This is a genomic window from Methyloceanibacter superfactus (assembly GCF_001723305.1).
GTDB lineage: Bacteria > Pseudomonadota > Alphaproteobacteria > Rhizobiales > Methyloligellaceae > Methyloceanibacter > Methyloceanibacter superfactus.
Genome location: NZ_LPWF01000011.1, coordinates 1 through 20,647, shown reverse-complemented (window position 1 = coordinate 20,647; position 20,647 = coordinate 1). Strand labels below are relative to the sequence as shown.

The 20,647-nt window shown below is 61.1% G+C and carries 14 protein-coding genes and 2 pseudogenes; 12 read left to right on the top strand and 4 right to left on the bottom strand.

Features of this window, described 5'->3' with window-relative positions; translation table 11 throughout:
* Positions 1-4: 4 nt before the first annotated feature.
* Positions 5-1,009, top strand: coding sequence for a fatty acid desaturase family protein (locus tag AUC69_RS03560; protein WP_069440941.1), 1,005 nt, complete (start codon positions 5-7; stop codon positions 1,007-1,009).
* 101 nt (positions 1,010-1,110) lie between these two features.
* Here the strand turns inward: AUC69_RS03560 and AUC69_RS03555 are convergent, their stop codons facing one another.
* Positions 1,111-1,980 carry an SDR family oxidoreductase gene (locus AUC69_RS03555; RefSeq protein ID WP_069440953.1) on the bottom strand — a complete coding sequence of 290 codons (870 nt, stop codon included), beginning with the start codon at positions 1,978-1,980 and terminating at the stop codon, positions 1,111-1,113.
* Positions 1,981-2,736: 756 nt separating this feature from the next.
* On the opposite strand from AUC69_RS03555, the gene AUC69_RS17840 reads away from it, so the two are divergent.
* Both AUC69_RS17840 and AUC69_RS15950 read left to right on the top strand, forming a co-directional pair.
* Positions 2,737-3,306, top strand: coding sequence for a hypothetical protein (locus AUC69_RS17840; protein WP_204377253.1), 570 nt, complete (start codon positions 2,737-2,739; stop codon positions 3,304-3,306).
* A 140-nt stretch (positions 3,307-3,446) separates the two neighbouring features.
* Positions 3,447-3,752, top strand: a complete 306-nt coding sequence (locus AUC69_RS15950; protein ID WP_244500075.1) for an integrase core domain-containing protein — start codon at positions 3,447-3,449, stop codon at positions 3,750-3,752.
* Between the two features lie 170 nt (positions 3,753-3,922).
* On the opposite strand, the gene AUC69_RS03545 is transcribed toward AUC69_RS15950, so the two are convergent.
* A complete protein-coding gene (locus tag AUC69_RS03545) occupies positions 3,923-5,893 on the bottom strand; it encodes a hypothetical protein (RefSeq protein ID WP_141700563.1) in 1,971 nt (656 codons plus the stop codon).
* Between the two features lie 1,208 nt (positions 5,894-7,101).
* On the opposite strand from AUC69_RS03545, the gene AUC69_RS03540 reads away from it, so the two are divergent.
* The gene (locus tag AUC69_RS03540; RefSeq protein ID WP_069440939.1) at positions 7,102-7,485 is read left to right on the top strand and encodes a Rid family hydrolase; all 384 of its coding nucleotides are present in this window, start codon (positions 7,102-7,104) and stop codon (positions 7,483-7,485) included.
* 43 nt (positions 7,486-7,528) lie between these two features.
* Here AUC69_RS03540 and AUC69_RS03535 read toward each other — a convergent pair whose 3' ends face one another.
* The gene (locus AUC69_RS03535; protein ID WP_069440938.1) at positions 7,529-8,872 is read right to left on the bottom strand and encodes an NAD(P)/FAD-dependent oxidoreductase; all 1,344 of its coding nucleotides are present in this window, start codon (positions 8,870-8,872) and stop codon (positions 7,529-7,531) included.
* A 159-nt stretch (positions 8,873-9,031) separates the two neighbouring features.
* Between AUC69_RS03535 and glnT the strand changes: the two genes are divergently transcribed.
* The 4 genes and pseudogenes from glnT (at position 9,032) to AUC69_RS03515 (ending at position 13,385) form a co-directional block, all read left to right on the top strand.
* The gene (gene glnT / locus AUC69_RS03530) at positions 9,032-10,438 is read left to right on the top strand and encodes a type III glutamate--ammonia ligase (RefSeq protein ID WP_083239052.1); all 1,407 of its coding nucleotides are present in this window, start codon (positions 9,032-9,034) and stop codon (positions 10,436-10,438) included.
* Positions 10,439-10,471: 33 nt separating this feature from the next.
* Positions 10,472-11,371 (top strand): class II glutamine amidotransferase, encoded by a 900-nt coding sequence (locus tag AUC69_RS03525; protein ID WP_069440937.1) that lies wholly within the window; start codon positions 10,472-10,474, stop codon positions 11,369-11,371.
* A 1-nt stretch (position 11,372) separates the two neighbouring features.
* Positions 11,373-12,060, top strand: a pseudogene (locus AUC69_RS03520) (protein glxC).
* Positions 12,060-13,385 carry an FMN-binding glutamate synthase family protein gene (locus AUC69_RS03515; protein ID WP_069440936.1) on the top strand — a complete coding sequence of 442 codons (1,326 nt, stop codon included), beginning with the start codon at positions 12,060-12,062 and terminating at the stop codon, positions 13,383-13,385. Before AUC69_RS03520 ends, AUC69_RS03515 begins: the two are co-directional and overlap by 1 nt.
* 79 nt (positions 13,386-13,464) lie before the next feature.
* On the opposite strand, the gene AUC69_RS03510 is transcribed toward AUC69_RS03515, so the two are convergent.
* On the bottom strand, positions 13,465-14,136 hold the full coding sequence (locus AUC69_RS03510) for a helix-turn-helix domain-containing protein (protein ID WP_083239051.1): 672 nt from the start codon (positions 14,134-14,136) through the stop codon (positions 13,465-13,467).
* Positions 14,137-14,350: 214 nt separating this feature from the next.
* Between AUC69_RS03510 and AUC69_RS03505 the strand changes: the two are divergent.
* The 4 genes and pseudogenes from AUC69_RS03505 (at position 14,351) to AUC69_RS03490 (ending at position 20,488) form a co-directional block, all read left to right on the top strand.
* Positions 14,351-16,100 (top strand): annotated as a pseudogene (locus AUC69_RS03505) (trimethylamine N-oxide permease).
* A gap of 92 nt (positions 16,101-16,192) precedes the next feature.
* On the top strand, positions 16,193-16,606 hold the full coding sequence (locus AUC69_RS03500) for a universal stress protein (RefSeq protein WP_069440935.1): 414 nt from the start codon (positions 16,193-16,195) through the stop codon (positions 16,604-16,606).
* Positions 16,607-16,633: 27 nt separating this feature from the next.
* Positions 16,634-17,383: a type 1 glutamine amidotransferase gene (locus AUC69_RS03495; RefSeq protein WP_069440934.1), complete on the top strand. Its 750-nt coding sequence runs from the start codon at positions 16,634-16,636 to the stop codon at positions 17,381-17,383.
* A gap of 339 nt (positions 17,384-17,722) precedes the next feature.
* Complete coding sequence (locus tag AUC69_RS03490) at positions 17,723-20,488, top strand: nitrate/nitrite transporter (protein WP_083239050.1); 2,766 nt, start codon at positions 17,723-17,725, stop codon at positions 20,486-20,488.
* The last annotated feature ends 159 nt before the right edge of the window (positions 20,489-20,647 follow it).

Sequence of the window (20,647 nt, the reverse complement as noted above, 5' to 3'; positions counted from 1 at the left end):
CACGATGAGCGATATTCAAACAGACCAGTTGCCGACGAGCGACTCCGCCCGAGGAGTGTTTCCCAAGGCGCTTTGCGCGGAAGACGCCCGCGCGCTCAGTGCTATCCAGAACTGGCGTGGCGCTCTGGCGATCCTGTTTCAATGGTCTGTGATCGCCACCGCCGCCTTTGCCGCGATCTGGAGCGAGTATTGGCTGGTGTATGCGCTGGCCGTCGTCGTTATCGGCACGCGCCAGCACGCATTGGCGATCCTTGTTCATGACGCCGCCCATCACAGGCTCTTCACCGGGCGCGCTTTTAATGACGTTGCCGCAAATCTGACCCTTGCCTATCCGCTCGGATTTTCGCTGACGCGCTATAGGCCGTTCCATCTCGACCATCACCGGTTCAGCTACAGCGACTGCCGGAAAGATCCGGAATGGCGATACATCCAGAACAATCCTGACTGGCAGTGGCCAAAGTCCCCTCGCGCCGCTGGGCGCATCATTCTGATGGACCTGCTAGGGCTCAATATCCTCAGCCTTTGGCGATTGCTGCGGCAATTCTCCCCATGGTTCATCTTTTTACATACGCAGGCAGTTGATGGCGAAAGTCTGCGGACGGGCGAGCGCGCCCTGCTTCTCGGCTTCGCGGGTACCGTCCTGGCCGCACTCGCCCTCACGAACGGCTGGGCGTATTTCGCGCTCCTGTGGTTACTGCCGATGGCGACGATTGCTACTGCGGTCTTCCGTCTACGCACCGTCGCAGAGCATGCAGGACTGACGGAGGAACACGAACTGCGAAGCACGCGTACCGTCCTGCCCGCCGTATTCGAGCGGTTCCTTGTAGCGCCGTGCAATGTCAATTATCACCTCGAACATCACCTCTATCCCTCAGTGCCCTTCTACAACCTGCCGAAACTGCACCGCCGCCTGCTCGCCGAACCCGAGTTCCGACGGAATGCGCACATCTCGCGTATGTATACAGATCTCAAGGGCGGTGTGATCCGGGAGGTGACCCAGCGCGATTAGCCGGCTGAAGGGCTGTCCAGCTGTTGGCTGCACCGATACGCGAAGGTAAACGATTGAGGAACGCAGCCGAGCATGGCCGGTAACCACACCATTGGCCTGTGTTACTGCCGCTCCATTATGCGGTCTATTACACGGTTCGGCAGTAGACGCCTGCACAGGACCGCGAAATAGGTGGGGACTGTCACATAGTAGTGGGGTTTCGGCCGGCTACTTTCCACCGCATGAACAAGCCTCTTCAACACGGCTTCCGGCCCAAGCTTGAATCTGTGCGAGCCCCCTTCCTGAAAAAACTCGATGCGGCGCTTGTAGGCCTCGCTGTGAACAGAGTTCTCTATATCGATATTTCGCTTGAATGCCTCCATGGCATGCTCGACCAGCCTGCTCCTTATCGGTCCCGGCTCGATGAGCGAGACGAATATTCCGGAGCCGGCGAGTTCGTGGCGCAGGACGTCGGACAGTCCTTCTAGGGCAAACTTAGCTGCGACATAGGCGCCCCTGAACGGCATGGCGACTAGCCCCAGAACGGACGAGCATTGCACGATGCGACCGCTACCGTTGGCGCGCATCGTCGGAATCACACGACATGTGAGGTCATGCCAACCGAAGAGGTTTGTCTCAAATTGAGCACGCAGGACGTTTGGAGCGAGGTCCTCGACAGCACCGGGCTGCGCAAACGCGCCATTGTTGAAAAGGGCGTAGAGTCCGCCACCGGTTTGTTCCAGGACTTGATCGACGCACCGCCTAATCGAGTCGGAGTCGGCATAATCCAGGTAAAAGGCCGCAAGGCCCTCTTTCCTGAGCCGGTCAAGATCTGGTGGCTTGCGTGCGGTCGCGGCAACCTGCCAGCCCCGCGCGCGCATACCGTGTGCACAGCACAATCCAATCCCGGAGGAACAACCAGTTATCAGGATCGTGCGGTGATTCTGCTGCAATTTTGGGATGTTAGGCGGAACGGAGGCCTTGAACTGCATCTTCTGCGGCATTGTGGTCACCCAAGGCCTGTACAGAGTTCCGCAGAGAACGCTGTTAGTTTCCCGAAGCTGAGGAGTCAATGATTCCTAACATTTATGATGCGGCTACTGGTGAGACCGACCTGGAAACGCGCCGATTAAGGGCCTGCCTGCGCGACAGCCTTCGGGGATATCAGAGTTAGCTGATACCTATGTCCGCTGTGGGTCAAAAGCCGACTTCAGATCTTAGGTTGCCAATGTCCGCTCTTCCTCCCATAGCGGACAGGCTCATTGCCCTAGATCTTCTCGCGTCAGGCGCCAAAGACGGCCCTAGAGGATGGCGTAGTCAAGGTGCAAGTAACGCTGGTTGCGTGCCCGGGATTTGAACCTACGGGGCCTCTGAATCATTTGCCTGCTCCAGCAGGGAAGGTCCCTGTTTCCGTTTCAGAATTCCCTGTTTCGTCTGGACAATTCCCTGATGCTTTGCTTAGGGAGTTTTGCCCTTTCGCGTTGATATGAAATGGAAAACTCAGCTCCAGCAGGGCAGGGCGGTGCAAGAAGAGGCAGAAATTCCCTGTATTTTCCCGCTGATCAGGGAATTAGACTGCCGAGACACGTTCGCTGCAGCCTCCCAGCACAGCCACCCAGTCGCGGCCTTTCTGGTTCTCTCCGGACCGTCGCAAAGCAGTCCTGAGGAAGCGCGGAAATCCACCTGTGTGTACCGAAAACCCCATCCGCATTTGATTAGCTGAAGGAATCGCCTAACGTCAGGGTACAATGCTTGCCTTGCTCTGCTTCGTCCTGGCCGTCTTGGTCTCGCCATTCAAGTCGAAGAGCCGGCTTGAAGCAGAGAACGCGGCACTTCGGCATCAGTTGATCGTTTTGCGGCGTAAGGTGCAGGGCCGGATCCAGCTGACGAATAACGATCGCTGGTTCTTGATCCAGCTGTATCGATGGTTCCCGTCGACCCTGCAGGTCCTCACGATCATCCGTCCCGAGACGCTGGTGCGTTGGCATCGGGCAGGCTTTCGTTGCTACTGGCGTTGGAAGTCGCGCGCACGGGGAGGCCGGCCGCAGATCGAGACGGACCTCCGCGCGTTGATCCGGCGGATAAGCATCGAGAACCCGCTCTGGGGAGCGCCACGCGTCCACGGCGAACTGCTCAAGCTTGGGTTTGAGGTCGCGCAGTCGAGCGTCGCCAAGTACATGGTCAAGCGACGCGGACCGCCAAGCCAGGGGTGGCGCATCTTTCTGCGTAGCCACGCGCCTGACATTGCCGCCATGGACTTGTTCGTTGTCCCGACCATTGGCTTCAACCTGCTCATGCCTTCGTCATCGTTCGGCTAGACCGCAGGGACTTCGTCTGGATCAACGTCACGACAAACCCGACGGCAGAATGGATTGCGCGTCAAATAACGGAGGCATTTCCTTGGGACGATGCCCCGGAATATCTCATTCGCGATCGGGATCGGATCTACGGCACCATCATGAAACGACGATTGGGCGCCATGGGAATCCGCGACAAGCCCACGGCACCAGCATCGCCTTGGCAGAATGGCTTTGCCGAACGGCTGATTGGATCAATCCGGCGCGAGTGTGTCGATCATTTCGTCGTTTTGGGCGAGGCGCATCTGCGCCGAATCTTGCGAACCTATGCCCGCTATTACAACGACATCCGAACGCACCGGTCCTTAGCTAAAGATGCACCGGTCTCTCGCCCCGTTCACCGCACCGGTGACATTCGTTCACACGCGATCCTTGGCGGACTACATCACCACTACGTCCGGATTTAGGTTTTCGGTACACACACGGGTATTGGCCGTTGACGATGGCTGTGACTATGTCGGGGGCCAGCGACGGAAGACGCAGCAAGCGTGACAGGTAGCCAATCGTCAACGGCCCCAACTAGCCAGCTCATGAATAGTTGGTCTGGCAACGCCTGCCCGGAGAATTACCGGCTCTCCTAGGGTTCGATCCCTTCGCACATCGGTCCGTTCAAGAAGCGTTGTGCGGCGGCTGTGTTTTTGATCACAAGACCATAGTTCTTGAGAAAGCCGTCCATGACGCCGCGCTTGGCGTTTGCGGCTTCCTTGCTTCCCTTCGCCGGCTTTGAGTCGCCGCCTTTGTCTTTGCCCTTCTTGCCGCCCTTGCCTTTGACCAGGTCGGCGCCGATCCAAGCCATTTTGCCGAGGCCAAGCCAGGTGTCCCGAACCGACCCGCCTTCGCTGCGGATCAATTGTTCTTTCGCCAGGACGATGCCGCAGGTCGAAACTGCACCCACGGTGGAGACTGGGCTCTCGTATAGGGCGCATACAGGACGCAATGGAGGCGTCATGGCGGCACAGGGGTATTGCTGCATTTCCCGGTTCAAATCGTTCACCAGCGAGGCGTAGCCCGTGAGTCCTCCTAGCTTGGAAGCAGTGGCGCAGGTGAAGCCGATCCGGAAGTACTTCGCCTGCATCGGCTGGATGCTCGAAAAGCCGCCAATTCCGCTGGGCAGCGAGTGCAGTTTTTCGAGAGTGCTGATGCACTCGCTTTCCACCACCTTGGCGAGTTCCGCGCTCCAGTCGCCGACCGTGGCGAAAATCGGAATCTCGCCAGGCTGAAGAACGACGCATTTGCCGTCCGCCGTTTCGCGTAAGCCACGGTCACAGGAAGGGATGCGCACGGTTACTTTACAAGCCGGCTGATCAAGCGCCCCGCATGGAGGACGCACGCATTTGTCGTCGACCGTCTCGGTGTGCCCCTCGTCGCAGGAGGGAATGCGCTCGGTCACGAGGCACGGTCTCTGGTCGAGCGCGCCGCAATCGTATTTTTTGCAACGGCCCAGGACTTCGGAAAGTCCTTTGTTGCAGGAGGGAATGCGCTCGCCGATCGCGCAGGCCCGCTGTCCTTCTGCGCCGCAACGCCAGGGCTCACAAGTATAGGTTTGCAGATCCTCGAACAGGCCTTTGTCGCAGGAGGGGATGCGTTCGGTGATCGCGCAGGGTCGCTGACCTTTCTTGCCGCAGTCGATGGCCAGGCATGTTTCTGAGGATTCAACCAAACCGACGTCACAGGAGGGAATGCGCTCGGTGATCGTGCAGGGCCTTTGCCCCTCCTTGCCGCATTCGAACTCGATGCATTTGTTGAGCTGTATGTTTTCCCGCAAGCCCTTGTCGCAGGAGGGGATGCGTTCGGTTACGAGACAAGGCCGCTGGTCGAGCGCTCCGCAAACGGGGTCTATGGGGACCATGCATTTTTTCTGGGCCATGTTCTCTATAAGGCCGGGGTCGCACGAGGGCACGCGTTCGCCGACAAGGCAGGGACGCTGGCCTTCTTTGCCGCATTGCAGGGGCAAGCACTGGCCAGGCAGATGTTCGGCCAGTCCTTTGTCGCAAGAGGGGACGCGCTCGATTACAAGGCAGGGCCGTTGTCCTTTGCCGCCGCAATCGCCTTTCCTAAGGCACTTTCCCTTCACTTCCACGAGTTCCTTGTCGCAGGAAGGCACGCGCTCGTGCACCTTGCAGGCGCGTTGGTTGTACGCGCCGCATTTGGGCTTGGGCTTGTCGACGCACGTCCCGGATTTCTCGATCAGCCCGCTGTTGCAGGAGGGCGCGCGTTCGATCAACAAGCAGGCGCGTTTTCCTCGCGTGCCGCAATCGCCCTTCCGCAAGCAACGCCCTCTCAGTTCGATGAGGCCGCCGTCACAAGAAGGAATGCGTTCGTGCACCTTGCACGGCCGTTGGTTCAGCGTGCCGCAATTGGGCTTCGGTTTTGGCTTGGGTTTCGGTTTAGGCTTCGCCTTGGGGCGAACACATCTTTTCAGCGCGAAGTTCTCGACGAGGCCCTTGTCGCACGACGGGACTCTTTCGAAGACCGAGCAGGGACGCTGATTGTTTCCGCCGCATTTCCCAGCTTGTGCCGGGCCGGACGACATGGCCGCAAGCGTCAAGAGAGTACACAAGCTCAAGAGAAGACGTGTGACGACTTTGGCGATCAGTCCACGCTGCATTGTGTCCCCCGGCTGTGTGTACCGAAAAACCCCATCCGCATTGATTAGCTGGGCATTGTCAGACAAACCCAGACGGGGCTGCGAAGAGCAGTGGTCTGAGGCGTTCAGGCTTACTCTGACAACGCCCTAATGGGCTTTGACTGGTCAGTCGCTAAGCGCTCGTTGCGGTCTGGGGAAGTAAACGACAAAGCCAAAACTTGCCTCAAAATCGCGTCGTCCGTTTAACCGACCCACTAGCGCAGTCGCTTTATAACTCCGTAAAGAACCGGGATGCCACCTCGGAATAGGGAGGCGCATGTTATGCGCATAAAAGTCGCCATCACTGTAGCGTTGGCGCTTTCTGTCGTTGGAGGAGGCTGTTCCCGCCCTTGGCAAGTATCAACGGCAGACTTGGCACCACTAAATTCTCAGCGCTACGGTCAGACGCGATACTCAAATTCATACGATCCGCCTTCACAGTACCCGGATCCCAACGTACCCGCCCAACGACGGTATTCGGATCCTTACGCGCCTTCCCAGTATGGCCGGGCTTCGCCATCAAACCCATTGGGCCCTGTGACGGAACCGAATCCGCCGCCTGTCGTGCAAAGCTCTAGCGTACGCAAGGTCAAGACGATCACCATTCCGGCCCCCGGCGCTCCGGCGGAACCCGAAGTGACGCGGAGCACGATCAAGGCCTCGCCTTGAAACTTCTCCTTTCGGAAATTCCATCCGCTGGAGATTTAGCCAGCGATTTTCCCTGCTATGCGGAAAACAATTCCCTGTTAGCGCCAGAAAATTCCCTGTTCGGTTGCGTAGAGAATTTGGATGTAAGTAACTGACGTATAGACCGAAAACCGAGCCTTCTTCGCGCCTTGTCGGCCAAATCCGCGAAATTTCCCTGTATTTTCCCGCAAATCAGGGAATGTGACTGCCGAGACGCGTTCGCCGCAGCCTCCCAGCACAGCCACCCAGTCGCGGGCGTTCTCGCTCTCTCCAGGCACGCACCAAACAGCGCCGATAAGGGCGAGGATGGCCCGCCGATGTTTCCGGTCGGGCAGGGGCACGCCTAAAATGCCCCACCTTATGACTTGCACAGAATGCAAATATGTTGTGTCTGGCTAAAGGTAGTTCCGATCAACAGCCTAGGGTGGAGGATCGATAGAAGGATGACGAACAGTAAGCGCCTCAACATCTCATCGGGCGGGGCCTATGAGTCCATCTTCGGATATTCGCGAGCGGTGCGGCACGGCAAGGACGTGCATGTCTCCGGAACGTGCGCGCCGCCAACGCATGAAAAAGCCGACGCCTATGCACAGGCCCGAGCCGCATTGGCAACTGTCGAGAAGGCGCTGGCTGACGCTGGAGCGAGTATCGGCGACGTTGTCCGCACGGTCGTCTATCTTCGCGACATCAACGATGCGGAGGAGGTTGCCAAAGCGCATCTGGAGGTCTTCGACAAAGTCCGGCCCGCCAGTACGCTGGTTCAGGTCACATCCATGTTACGGCCATGGCAGAAAGTCGAAATAGAAGCCTATGCCAAGCTCGCATAAGCTTTCAGGATTCGTCGGGGTCTCGCCTCGGATGTGTCTGAGCCTATAGCTTCGTGTAGTCGCGGAAGCGATACCAGGCTTCGACGAACGGGACCGCACGCTTGGCGATCGGGTGCACCGGAAAAGCCGGGAAGGCGAGATCATCGAACGCCGTCCGCCCATCCGGATCGCCCACCATCTGCAAGGCGATCTTGTGCCCGAAATAGGTGGCGCGCGAAACGCCGGTTCCGCAGTAGCCCACGGCGTAGTGAAGCCCGTCGGCCATGCGGCCGAGATGCGGCAGCTCATCGTGGGTATAGCCGATCTGGCCGTCCCAGGCATGGGTGACGGCGATGTCGCCGAGATCGGGGAAGACGGCAAGCAGGTCGCGGGCGAGGTGACGGTAAGCGGCCATTCCGGCCGCTCTGCCGGCGCGGCCGCCCCAGACAATGCGGTTCTCGCCCGGCGCCGAGCGGAAATAATAGAAGACGCGATTGGTGTTGCCGTAGACGCGGCCTTTGGGCATCAGCCGTGTCATCACGTCCGCGGGAAGCTCGGCGGTCGCGATCAAGCCGGAGCGGACGGTGACGATGCGCCGCCGGAGCGGGGGCACGAGCCCGGACGTGTAGCCATTGGTCGCGATGACGACGTCGCGACATCTAAGCGGTCCCGCGTCGGTCTCGAGCAGAAAGCCGTCGTTGTTGCGGGCAACGCGGCGGACGCCTGCATGGCCGATGACGATGCCGCCCCGCGCCTCGACGCGCTGCATCAATCCGGCATGATAGAGGGCTGGGTGGAGCGAGGCGTCGTTGGGCAGAACCGAGCCGCCGAAAAACACGTCCGAGCCGATCTCGCTTCTCTGCTCGGCCCGCGGGACCATGAAGCTTTCGACGCCGGCGACGCGCTTCAAGTCCTCCATGTCGCGCGCCATGGCCTCGTAGTGCTCGGGCCGCATGGCGCCCCGGAACCGCCCGCAGCGTGCAAAATGGCAGTCGATCTCTTCGGACCGCACCAGGTGCTCGATATAGTCGAGCATGCGCGTGCCTTCGCGGAGGAGCGCCGCCGCCTTCGCCTCTCCACGGAGCTCGATGAGACGTTTGACGCGAAACTTCTGGTTGCCGCTGCCGACCTGGCCGCCATTGCGCGTGCTGGCACCGAAGCCCGGAACGCCAGCATCGAGTACGACCGCCTCGCGGCCGTTGTCGAGTAGCGTCAAGGCGGCGGAGAGCCCGGTAAACCCGGAGCCGACAATGGCCACATCCGCCTTCGCCGGAAGCGGCCGCCCCGGCGTCTCCCGGCGTGGCGTGGCATCCCACCAATAAGGCCGGACAGCGACGGAGGCTGCACTGAGCCTGCGCCCCTCGGCGAGTTCCCTGAGCGATAGCGGTTTTGTGGATGAAGCGGTCATCGGCGCGATGCGTGTTCCTCTCACAATTTACCGTTGCGGACCACCGCGTCAGCACGGTTTGTGAGTTAACTGATCTACAAAATAGTTGCACCCGGTGCAAGTTCATTGTAGCTAGGTTTCAAGAGAGCGGAAAGCCGCCGGAATGAAACACGGGAGGATATGGTGCAAGACACGCTAGACCGACCTTGCGACTTGCGGACGGCGCCGGGGCAGCTCGCTCCGCCGAAGAACATGACGCTGGACGTTGCCCGGCAATATCTCGCGCAGAACGGCGTGCGGTACGTACTGGCCCAGTTCGTCGACATCTACGGTGTCGCCAAGAGCAAGGCGGTCCCCGCCGATCATCTCGAAGAGATCGTCACGGACGGCGTCGGATTTGCCGGCGGCGGCGTGTTTGGGCTTCGTCTCGAACCGCACGAGCCGGAATACATCGTCATCGGCGATCTCTCGACCTTGACGCTGATGCCCTGGGCGCCGGGTTACGCGCGCATGATGGGCACCGGCACCGTGTCCGGCGACGCGCATCCGATCGACACGCGGAACATTCTGAAGCGCCAGCTCGACCGTTTGGCGGAACGCGGCTGGACCATGATGACGGGGATCGAGCCGGAGTTCAGCCTGCTCGAGCGCAAAGCGGACGGCAGTGTCATGCCGTTCGATGCGACCGATAGCCTGGCGAAGCCCGCCTACGATTACCGGGGCCTGTCGCGCGTCCGCACTTTCCTGGAGCGCGTGACCGAAAGCCTTCAGTCGCTCGGCATCGACGTCTACCAAATCGACCACGAGGATGCGAACGGGCAGTATGAGATCAATTTCAGATACGCCGATGCGCTGACTTCGGCCGACACGATCATTCTCTTCAAAATGGCGGCGGCCGAGATCGCCCACGAGCTCGGCGCCATCTGCTCCTTCATGCCGAAGCCGAAGAGTTCGATGACCGGAAACGGCATGCATATCCACTGCTCGATCGTCGACGAGGCGGGAAAGAACCTGTTTCACGATGCATCCGACAAGAATGGCATGGGGCTGTCACAGCTTGCCTACCATTTCACGGCCGGAGTTTTGGCGCACGCCAAGCCGTTGACCGCGCTGCTGGCGCCGTCGGTCAATTCCTACAAGCGCCTCGTGGTCGGGCGGACCGCTTCGGGAACGACCTGGGCGCCGGTCTTCGTCGCCTACGGCGACAACAACCGGACGGCCATGGTGCGCATTCCCTACGGCCGAATCGAGCTGCGGACTGGCGACAGCGGAATGAATCCGTATCTGGCGCAAGCGGCCATGATCGCCGCCGGCCTCGACGGCATCGATCGGAAGCTGGACCCGGGCCCGCCGCAGAACGTCAACTTCTACGCGCTTTCGCCCGCCGAGGTGGCCGAGCGCGGAATCGAGACGCTGCCGCAATCTCTCGCCGAATCGATCGCGGCGCTCGAGAACAGCGACCTCATGAACGCGGCACTCGGCGCCGACTTCGTCGACGAGTTCGTGTCGCTGAAGCGCGAGGAATGGATCGACTATCACCGCCACGTCTCCGAATGGGAAGTGAGCCGGTATCTCAGCTTCTTCTAGATCTTTGTCTCTGCCAACGAAGAGGAAACTCGCATGTGCGGTATTGCCGGACTTTTCATCAAGGATCCGAATCTACAACCGCAACTCGGCGACCTGTTGTCGAAGATGACGTCGACACTGTGCGGCCGTGGACCGGACTCCGCGGGCTTTGCCGTTTATGGGGACGGCAAGGACGGCAAGCTGAAGCTCGTTCTGGCCGGACCGAACAAGGACTTCGCGCTCGAGCCCGTCATGCATGAACTGGCGCGTCACCTCGGTGCGGACGCCGACGTGCACATGCGCCATTCGCATGCAGTGCTCAGCGTGGACGAGGGCGACGTGGCGCGGGCACGGCATTGGCTCGCGGAGAACGCGCCCGAGGTCAACGTGGTCAGCCAAGGCGAGCGGCTGGAGATCTTCAAGGAGGTCGGATATCCGACCGACGTTGCCAAGAGCTTCGGCATCGCCGGCATGGGTGGCACGCACGGAATCTCCCACACGCGCATGGCGACAGAGTCGGCCGTGACGACCGACGGCTCGCATCCGTTCTCGACGGGTGCCGACCAGTGCCTTGTGCACAATGGATCGCTATCGAACCACGCCTCGCTGCGGCGCGATTTGAAGCGCGATGGGATCGAGGTCCGTACGCAAAACGATACCGAGGTCGCCGCCGCCTATCTGACGAAACAGATGCGCGACGGCAAGAGCCTGGGAAAGGCCCTCGAGTCAGGCCTCGACGATCTCGATGGCTTCTTCACCTTCGTCGTCGGCACGGAGAACGGCTTCGGCGTGCTGCGCGATCCGATCGCCTGCAAGCCGGCGGTGATGGCGGAGACCGACCAATACGTCGCGTTCGCATCTGAGTTCAAGAGTCTCACCTGCCTGCCGGGAATAGAGAAGGCAAAGGTTTGGGAGCCGAAGCCGGCCACGGTCTATTTCTGGGAGCACAAGTGACATGCCGATAGTCGATCTTGCGAAGACGAGCCTGCGCAACCTCAACGAGGCTCTGCACCAGCTACAGCCGGATACCAACGAGACGCTGTGGACAATTCTGAATCCGGGCGGCGAACATTCGATCGCCGTGAGCGTGGATGCGCCGATCAGTATCTCGGTCAACGGGCCTGTCGGTTACTACTGCGGGGGCATGAACAAGCAGGCCACGATTACGGTCGAAGGCAGCGCGGGGCAGGGCGTCGGCGAGAACATGATGTCGGGCCTATCCACGTGAAGGGTGACGCCAGCCAGAGCGCCGGCGCACCGGGCGCGGCGGTCTTCTCGTCATCGACGGCAATGCCTCGGCACGTTGCGGCATCTCGATGAAAGGCATCGACATCGTGGTGAAGGGCGATATCGGCCATCTGTCCGCGTTCATGGGACAAAGCGGCAGGCTCGTCGTCTTTGGCGAGGCGGGGGATGCGCTGGGTGACTCGCTCTACGAGGCGCACATCTATGTTCGCGGTCCGGTCGCGGGGCTCGGCGCCGACTGTATCGAGAAGGAGATGCGGGACGAGCATCGCGAGGAGCTTCTGGAGCTCCTCGAGGCCGCCGGCGAGGCACACAAGGTCGATATCTCCGAGTTCCGCCGCTACGGCTCGGCACGTCAGCTTTACAACTTCGATGTCGACAACGCGGGGGCTTACTAATGACCTATCACACCCCACCCACGACGCCCCGGCGCTCTGCCACATTCGACGATTATACCCTGTCGGAAATCCGCCGCGCGGCCGCGACCGGGATCTATGATATTCGTGGTGGCGGCGCGAAGCGCAAGGTGCCCAACTTCGACGATCTGTTGATGCTGGGCGCGTCGATGTCGCGCTACGCGCTCGAGGGCTATCGCGAAAAGTGCGCCACGGACGTGACCCTCGGCACGCGGTTCGCAAAAACGCCGATCAAGCTCGCGATTCCGATCACCATCGCCGGCATGAGCTTCGGTTCGCTTTCGGCGCAGGCGAAGGAGGCATTGGGGCGCGGAGCAAGTATTGCTGGGACGTCGACCACGACGGGCGACGGCGGTATGACGCCGGAGGAACGCGGGCAGTCCAAATATCTCGTCTATCAGCTCCTGCCGTCGCGCTACGGGATGAACCCCGACGACCTCAAAAAGGCCGACGCAATCGAGATCGTCATTGGGCAAGGGGCCAAGCCAGGCGGCGGCGGGATGCTGCTTGGACAGAAGATCTCGGACCGTGTCGCCGAGATGCGCCAATTGCCCAAAGGCATCGACCAGCGCTCTGCGTGCCGCCATCCCGATTGGACCGGCGCCGACGATCTCGAGATCAAGATCAACGAGCTGCGCGAGATCACCGATTGGCAAAAGCCCATCTATCTGAAAGTCGGGGCGAGCCGGCCCTATTATGATACCGCGCTCGCCGTGAAGTCCGGGGCCGATGTCGTCGTGCTCGACGGCATGCAAGGCGGCACCGCGGCCACACAAGAAGTCTTCATCGAGCATGTGGGCATTCCGCTTCTGTCGGCCATCCGGCCGGCGGTGCAGGCGCTGCAAGACCTCGGCATGCATCGCAAGGTGCAGCTCATTGTCTCCGGCGGGATCCGCAATGGGGCGGACGTGGCCAAGGCGTTGGCGCTGGGCGCCGACGCCGTCGCCATCGGCACCGCGGCGCTCGTGGCGATCGGCGACAACGATCCGAAGTGGGAGAGCGAGTACAAGGCGCTCGGCACCACCGCCGGTCACTACGATGATTGGCACGAAGGCCGGGACCCTGCGGGCATCACCACGCAGACACCGGAGTTGAGCAGCCGGCTCGATCCCGTCGTCGCCGGAAGGCGGTTGGCGAACTATTTGAAAGCCATGACGCTCGAGGCGCAAACCTTGGCGCGTGCTTGTGGCAAGAGCCATCTGCACAATCTCGAGCCCGAAGACCTGGTGGCCCTGACGATCGAAGCGGCTGCCATGGCGAAAGTGCCTCTCGCGGGCACGAGCTGGATCCCGGGGGAGGCCTTCTGAAAATCCCAATCTCGGGTTTCCCCCTTACTACCGGGAGCTATTCGCTCCCGGTTTTTTTGGGGACAGTCTTAGCGAGGAATCACTCCGCGTAGATGATGATCGCGAGGAACTTGACCCGCTCGTCGAGCATCCGCTCCGGCCCGTGGATGACGTTGCCCGAGAAGGTCAGGGCGTCGCCGGGCTCCAGGATGTAGGTCTTGTCGCCGAAGCGGTATTCCAGGCGCCCCTGCAGCATGTACATGAATTCCGTGCCAGGGTGAGAGAAACGCGGCCACGCCTGGGCCTTGCGATTGACCTCCACGAAGAACGGCTCGAAAATTTTTCGGGGACCGCGATCGTACGACAGAAGCCGGTAGGTATAGCCTTGCTTCGTCCCGACGCGGACAACCTCCATCTGCTCGTCACGCTTGATGAGCTGGGCCTTCCCGCTCTTCTGATCCATTTCCTGAAACAGATCGGCCATCCCGATGCCGAGCGCGTGGCAGAGGCGTTCGAGCGAATCGAGGCTGGCCGCCGCCATCCCGTTCTCGACACGGCTGAGCATGGCGCTCGACATTCCGGCGCCCTCGCTGAGCGCCGCCAGCGTGAGATTGCCCGCGAGCCGCCTTTGCTTGATCGCCGCGCCGATACGTTTCTCGAGCGGAAGCGTGGCGGTGTGCGTCTTCGTGTAGGGACCCGCAAGGTCCGCCGGTGGGACCGCTTTGGGTCGCGTCTTCTTGCTCGATGTCTTCCGTTTTTTGGCCGCTACCATGTCCGCCTGTCCCCGATTCCCCAGTATGCGCCAAAGATTAGCATGTCTTTTCTGCTGCGCTGCACCATTCGCCGGGCTCCCGTCCGAGCATTTGCACCGTAAGCAAAAATAATGCATGCAGCGCATTCAAAAATATTGCACAATATGCACGATGTGGCACTGTCTGGATGCCGGCCCTCAAAGAGGTCGGAACCACCTGGGAGGAACGGGGACCATGACAACAACAGGTTATACCGGCGAGAGCGCAGTGAGCTCCGTCCAAGAGGAAGGTGGCCTGCATCGGGCCATCGACTGGAAAGGCGCATTCTGGATTGCGAGCGGCGTTCCGGCGCTCGTGCTCATCTCGATCGGCGGCATTGGCGCCACCGCCGGAAAGCTAGCATTCCTTGTTTGGACAATTTCCGTATTAATCGGCTTTTCCCAATCCTACAGCTACGCCGAGATCGCGGGACTGTTCAAGAACAAGTCCGGCGGCGCGGCAGTCTATGGCGCGGCCGCGTGGCTCAGATACAGCAAGCTGGTCGCGCCGCTTTCCGTTTGGTGCAACTGGTATGCTTGGACGCCCGTGCTTTCGCTCGGCTGTGCGATTGCCGCGGGCTACATCCTGAACGCGATCGCACCGATCCCGACTTTCGGGGCCGAGTCGCCGGAGGTTTTGGCTTGGCTACAAGACGCCGCCAACACCGCGGCCATTGCTGGCAAGTCGGCGCAGGACGCGACGACCATGGCCATTGCCGCCGTGACCGAGGCGGCCACGCCCGCCTTGCGAACGATGACGCTCGCAAGCTTCTCGTTCTTGGGTCTCGCCCAGATCGAAATCGGGCCAACCTTCTTCATCGGCGCCATTCTGATGCTTGCGGCCTTCGCCATCCAGCATCGCGGCGTTCTAGGTACCGCAAAGGTGCAAATGTGGATTGGCCTTCTTGTCATTATCCCGATGCTGATTGTCGGTGTGGTCCCGTTCTTCAACGGGGGCGTGAACTACGCCAACTACACGCCTCTGGTGCCGCCCAACGGTGAGTGGAATATCGGTGGTTGGACGCTTTTCCTAGGCGCGTTGTTCATTGCCGGCTGGTCGACCTACGCCTTCGAAACGGCCGTCTGCTACACGCGTGAGTTCAGAACCCGGCCACGGACACCAAGAGAGCCATTGTCTACGCCGGACTTCTTTGTGTCGTTCTCTACACGCTCGTCGCCGCTACATTCCAAGGCTATCTCGGTGTCGACGGCATGACCGAGCCCGGCATTGTCGACGGCACAGGCGTGGCGTCCGCTATGGGTGATATGGTTGGGGCGGGTTCGATTTACGTCACGCATCTCCTCGAGATGATGATGATCCTGGCGCTGGTCCTTGCCATCATGATGGCGATGGCCGGGTCCTCGCGCACCCTCTACCAGGGCGCGTCGACGGTTGGCTGCCGAAGTACTTGGCTCACACCAATGAGCATGGTGCGCCGACCAGAGCGATGTGGACGGATCTTATCTTCAATCTCGGGCTGCTCACCTTCGCCGCCTCGGATGCGACTGCCTACTATCTCATCCTGTCGATGTCGAATGTCGGGTACATGATCTTCATCTTCCTCAATCTGCAGTCGACGTGGATTCATCGTATCGACAGCCCGAACATTCCGCGGCCCTACCGGGCACCGAACTGGCTCGTCGGGTTTAATGCGGGATTGGGCTTCTTCAACCTCTTCCTGATGGGTGTGGGCGCGAAGGTATGGGGCAATCCGAACGCCCTCTGGTATGGGCTCCTGTTCGGCGCGCTCATCATCCCGGTCTTCCTCTATCGGCACTACATCCAGGACAAGGGACGCTTCCCCGATCACATGCTGATCGACCTTGATCTGAAGAGCCAGGACCTGGGTGAACGCAAGGCGGGATACTTGCCCTACCTCGCCCTGATTGTCGGCGCCGTGATCGTGCTGTTCGGGAACTACTACTTCGAACTCCCACCCTCCTAGGCCTCTGCCCGCCCACGCTGTTGACGCGGCGTGGGCGGGACCAGGGACGGCGATGGAGCAGCGTAAAATCAGATGACAAAGGGAAACGGGCGATGACGAAGAAAATTCTATGCGCGGTCGATGGGTCCGAGGCGTCCCGGCACGCCGTCTTGGAGGCGTCGGAGATGGCGAAAGCGACGGGGGCCGAGCTCGTCTTGCTGGCCGTCGACCAGGTGATCTTCGAAGGCCGCAGCGCGCCGGTCCACAAGCTCGGAGAAGAGAAGATCAAGAAGGTGCTGGATGCCGCGCGTTCGACGGCGCAGACCGCCGGAGCGACGAAGGTGACGGCCGTCGGCGTGGCAAACCGCGATGTCGGAAGGGCGATCCTCAACTATGCCGAAGAGCATGACGTCGATCACATCGTCGTCGGAACGGGGGAAAAGGGTGCAGGGACCAGGCTGGTCGTCGGATCGGTCTCGCACGATCTCGTCGTGCGCGCCCATTGCAGCGTGACCGTCGCGCGCTAAGAACGTGCAGCGATAGAGTCCCTCTGGATGAAACCTATCCGCTTCTTCCGGCACGAGGACTGGATACAGCCAGGGCGTCTCGATGCGTATCTGGCGTCCCGCGATGTTCCTTGGGAGATCGTGTGCATCGACCGGGGAGACCCAATTCCGCAGCGCGTCGATGACGTCTCCGGATTGGTCTTCCTCGGCGGCACCATGAGCGTCAACGACGCATTTCCCTGGTTGGAAGAAGAAATGCGGTTGATCCGCATGGCCGCCGATCGGCAGGTGCCGATGCTTGGCCATTGCATGGGCAGCCAGCTTATCGCCAAGGCGTTGGGGGGTGACGTCGGGCCGATGGCGACCAAGGAGATCGGCTGGTACGAAATCCACAAGCACGACAATCCGGTCGCGCAAGAATGGCTCAAAGAGGTGCCCGATCGCAGTGAGATTCTGATTTGGCACCACGAAGCCTTCACCTTGCCCCCCGGCGCCATGCCGCTTTACTCGAGCGAATATTGCGTGCAGCAAGCTTATGCGCTGGACAATATCGTGGCGACGGTGGCGCACCCCGAGGTGACGCCGGCAATGCTTGAAGAGTGGCTGCGCATCTACGGCTATGACATTGACGCGTCACTGCCCACGGTTCAGCCCATCGAGCGCATCCGCGCGCGTCTCGCCGAGCGCTGCGCCACGATGCATCGCCAATTCACCGACCGGCTCTACGATGCGTGGTTGGACCGGGTTCGAGCGTGGTCCACGCGAGAGGCAGCGAGGGTAGCCCCGTCGAAGGTATAGTCCGGCAGACGAAAGGAGCCTTGCGTTAGCTTGCGCCTACGCGCTGGATTGATCCTTGACTGATAGTCGCGTTCAAAAAATCCATCCGTTGGAGGTTAGCCAGCGATTGTATCAAGGCGTCCCAGCTCTTTGCGTGGGGCGCCGTCGCGTTAGAGTTGATCTCGACGAGAGACCTCGCCCGCCCTCAATCCGGTGCTATTTTGCGCCCGCGGGCCGCAAAAACCCCCGCTATCCAGGCATTTCTGGTGCTGAGCTTGTTGGGGAACAAGTTGGCTGACTGCCTGGACGGCTAGTTTGACGCGAGGCCAATTGGCGGCGCGACGAGGGGAGGGACAGGTCATGAGGCACGCGGCTCCGGGGGCGGAGCGGGCCCTTTGGCTATCGACAATCGCCTTCACGGTCTGTTTCGCCGTATGGACGATCTTCGCCATTATCGGCGTTCGCATCCAACAAGACCTCGGCTTGAACGAGACGGAATTCGGTCTCCTCGTCGGCACGCCCATTCTCACCGGCTCGCTCTCGCGGGTCTTCCTCGGCATTTGGACCGATCAATATGGCGGCCGCATCGTCTACGTGCTGACCATGTTGTCGGCCGCCGTCGCGACCTTCCTCCTCTCCTTCGCCACCAGCTACCCATGGATGCTCGTCGCGGCCCTCGGTGTGGGGCTCGCCGGCGGCTCCTTCGCCGTCGGCATCGCCTATGTGTCCAAGTGGTTCCCGCCGGAGAAACAGGGGACAGCGCTCGGCATCTTCGGCGCCGGCAATGTCGGCGCCGCCGTCACCAAGTTCGTCGCCCCCTTCGTGCTCGTCGCCTTTGGCTGGCAGATGGTGGCGGTGGTCTGGGCTGCGGTGCTGGCGGTCACGGCGATCATTTTCTGGCTCGCGACCGACGACGATCCCGAGATCAAGTCCCGCCGGGCCCACCGGGAGAAGCCGCGCTCCGTCATGCTGCAACTGGCGCCGCTTCGGCATCAGCAGGTCTGGCGGTTCTCTCTGTACTACTTCTTCGTGTTCGGCGGCTTTGTCGCGCTCGCCCTTTGGCTGCCGCGCTACCTCATCGGCGTCTATGGGGTCGGGATTGAAACGGCCGGCATGCTCGCCGCGGCCTTTTCGATTCCGGCGAGTCTGTTCCGCGCCTATGGCGGACACTTGTCCGACCGCTATGGCGCGCGCGCCGTCATGTATTGGACCTTCGGGGTCTCGCTGGTCTGCCTTCTGATGCTGTCCTACCCGAACACCGACTACGTCATCCACGGCATTGAAGGACCGATAGCCTTCTCGACCCGGATGAATCTCATTCCGTTCGTGATCACGATCTTCGTGCTGGGCTTCTTCATGTCGTTCGGCAAGGCGGCGGTCTATAAATATATCCCCGTCTATTACTCCGACAATGTCGGCTCGGTCGGCGGACTGGTGGGCATGATCGGCGGACTGGGCGGCTTCGTCCTGCCCATCGCCTTCGGCGTCATGGCCGACCTCACCAATATCTGGACGAGCTGCTTCATGCTGCTCTTCCTCGTCGTTGGTGTCTCGCTCGCCTGGATGCACTTCTCCATCCGTCACATGGAGCAGCGCGCGGCCGGCGAGGTTCTCGGGGCCATGCCTCCGTTCGCCGAGCTCGAGCACGCGCATACCGAGGAGCATCACAGGAATCACGGACTGATCGAGGATTGGCGCCCCGAGGACGAGACCTTCTGGGAAAAGACGGGACGGCGAATTGCACGGCGGAATCTATGGATCTCCGTGCCGGCCTTGCTGCTCGCCTTCGCGGTGTGGATGGTGTGGAGCGTCGTGGTCGCCAAGCTTCCGGCGATCGGCTTCACCTATACGACCGAGCAACTCTTCTGGTTGGCCGCCTTGCCCGGATTGTCCGGTGCGACGTTCCGCATCTTTTACTCGTTCATGGTGCCGATTGTCGGCGGGCGCTTGTGGACAGCGTTGACGACGGCGTCGCTGCTGGTCCCGGCCTTCGGCATCGGCTACGCGGTGCAGGATCCGAGCACGCCTTATCTCATCTTCCTTGTCCTAGCACTACTGTGCGGCTTTGGCGGCGGCAACTTCGCCTCGTCGATGGCCAATATCAGCTTCTTCTTCCCCAAGAAGGAAAAGGGCAACGCGCTCGCTCTCAATGCGGGACTCGGCAATCTCGGCGTCAGCGTGGTGCAGTTCGTCGTGCCGCTGGTCATCACCGCCGGCGTCTTCGGCGTGATCGGGGGCGAACCGCAGACGGCATCGGACGGCACGCGCTTGTGGTTGCAGAACGCCGGCTTCATCTGGGTGCCGTTCCTGCTCGCCACCACGATCGCCGCCTGGTTTGGGATGAACGACATCGCCTCGGCCAAGGCCTCGTTCAGCGAGCAGGCGATCATCTTCCAGCGCAAGCATAACTGGATCATGTGCTGGCTCTATACCGGGACGTTCGGATCTTTCATCGGCTATTCCGCCGGCTTCCCCCTCCTCGCCAAGACGCAGTTCCCCGATGTGAACTCGCTGCCCTTTATCTTCCTGGGCCCATTGGTCGGCGCCCTTTCGCGCGCGGCGACCGGCTGGATATCCGACCGCTGGGGTGGCGGCCGCGTGACCGTCTGGGTGTTCGTGGTTATGATCGCCGCCGTCGGCGGGGTCCTCTTCTTCCTCGGCATCAAGGACCAGCCAGGCGCGTTCTGGGGCTTCTTTGCAATGTTCCTGGTGCTATTCTTCGCTACCGGCGTCGGCAACGCTTCCACCTTCCAGATGATCCCGGCGATCATGCGCAAGGAGATCGGGCGCCTGATGCCCGATGTGCCCCCCGCCGAGCAGACGCGCCAGGCCGACAAGGAATCGGCGGCCATCATCGGCTTCACCTCGGCGATCGCGGCCTACGGCGCTTTCTTCATTCCCAAGGCCTATGGCAGCTCGATCGGCCTCACCGGCGGACCCGAGCTGGCGCTTTGGGGCTTTGTCATCTTCTACGTCACGTGCGTCGCGGCCACCTGGTGGTTCTACACACGGCGCGGCGGTCTGCTCTACGACATCGAGAGGGGCGGTCCCAAGGACGCCGGCAGCGGCCGCAAGAAGGGCGCCGGAAAGTCCGTCCACCCCGTACCTGCGGGAGCCTCCAAATGAAACCGGCGTCAGTTCACTTCGCGGCACGTTTTCTCATGGCGGGCGTATCGCTCGTTCTCACGGTTGGGGCCACGGGGAGTCCGGCGGTTGCGCAGAGCGCCGATTACGATCCGCAAGTGGGCGCCGAGACCGGGCCGTATCAGGCGCCGCATACGGGCA

Bases quoted from the DNA above. Each gene is read 5' to 3' on its own strand.
- AUC69_RS03490 (WP_083239050.1), top strand. From the start codon at position 17,723: ATGAGGCACGCGGCTCCGGGGGCGGAGCGGGCCCTTTGGCTATCGACA.
- AUC69_RS03535 (WP_069440938.1), bottom strand. From the start codon at position 8,872: ATGACCGCTTCATCCACAAAACCGCTATCGCTCAGGGAACTCGCCGAG.
- AUC69_RS03540 (WP_069440939.1), top strand. From the start codon at position 7,102: ATGACGAACAGTAAGCGCCTCAACATCTCATCGGGCGGGGCCTATGAG.
- AUC69_RS03555 (WP_069440953.1), bottom strand. From the start codon at position 1,980: ATGCAGTTCAAGGCCTCCGTTCCGCCTAACATCCCAAAATTGCAGCAG.
- AUC69_RS03525 (WP_069440937.1), top strand. From the start codon at position 10,472: ATGTGCGGTATTGCCGGACTTTTCATCAAGGATCCGAATCTACAACCG.
- AUC69_RS03515 (WP_069440936.1), top strand. From the start codon at position 12,060: ATGACCTATCACACCCCACCCACGACGCCCCGGCGCTCTGCCACATTC.
- AUC69_RS03510 (WP_083239051.1), bottom strand. From the start codon at position 14,136: ATGGTAGCGGCCAAAAAACGGAAGACATCGAGCAAGAAGACGCGACCC.
- AUC69_RS15950 (WP_244500075.1), top strand. From the start codon at position 3,447: ATGAAACGACGATTGGGCGCCATGGGAATCCGCGACAAGCCCACGGCA.
- AUC69_RS03495 (WP_069440934.1), top strand. From the start codon at position 16,634: ATGAAACCTATCCGCTTCTTCCGGCACGAGGACTGGATACAGCCAGGG.
- AUC69_RS03560 (WP_069440941.1), top strand. From the start codon at position 5: ATGAGCGATATTCAAACAGACCAGTTGCCGACGAGCGACTCCGCCCGA.
- AUC69_RS03500 (WP_069440935.1), top strand. From the start codon at position 16,193: ATGACGAAGAAAATTCTATGCGCGGTCGATGGGTCCGAGGCGTCCCGG.
- AUC69_RS17840 (WP_204377253.1), top strand. From the start codon at position 2,737: ATGCTTGCCTTGCTCTGCTTCGTCCTGGCCGTCTTGGTCTCGCCATTC.
- glnT (WP_083239052.1), top strand. From the start codon at position 9,032: ATGGTGCAAGACACGCTAGACCGACCTTGCGACTTGCGGACGGCGCCG.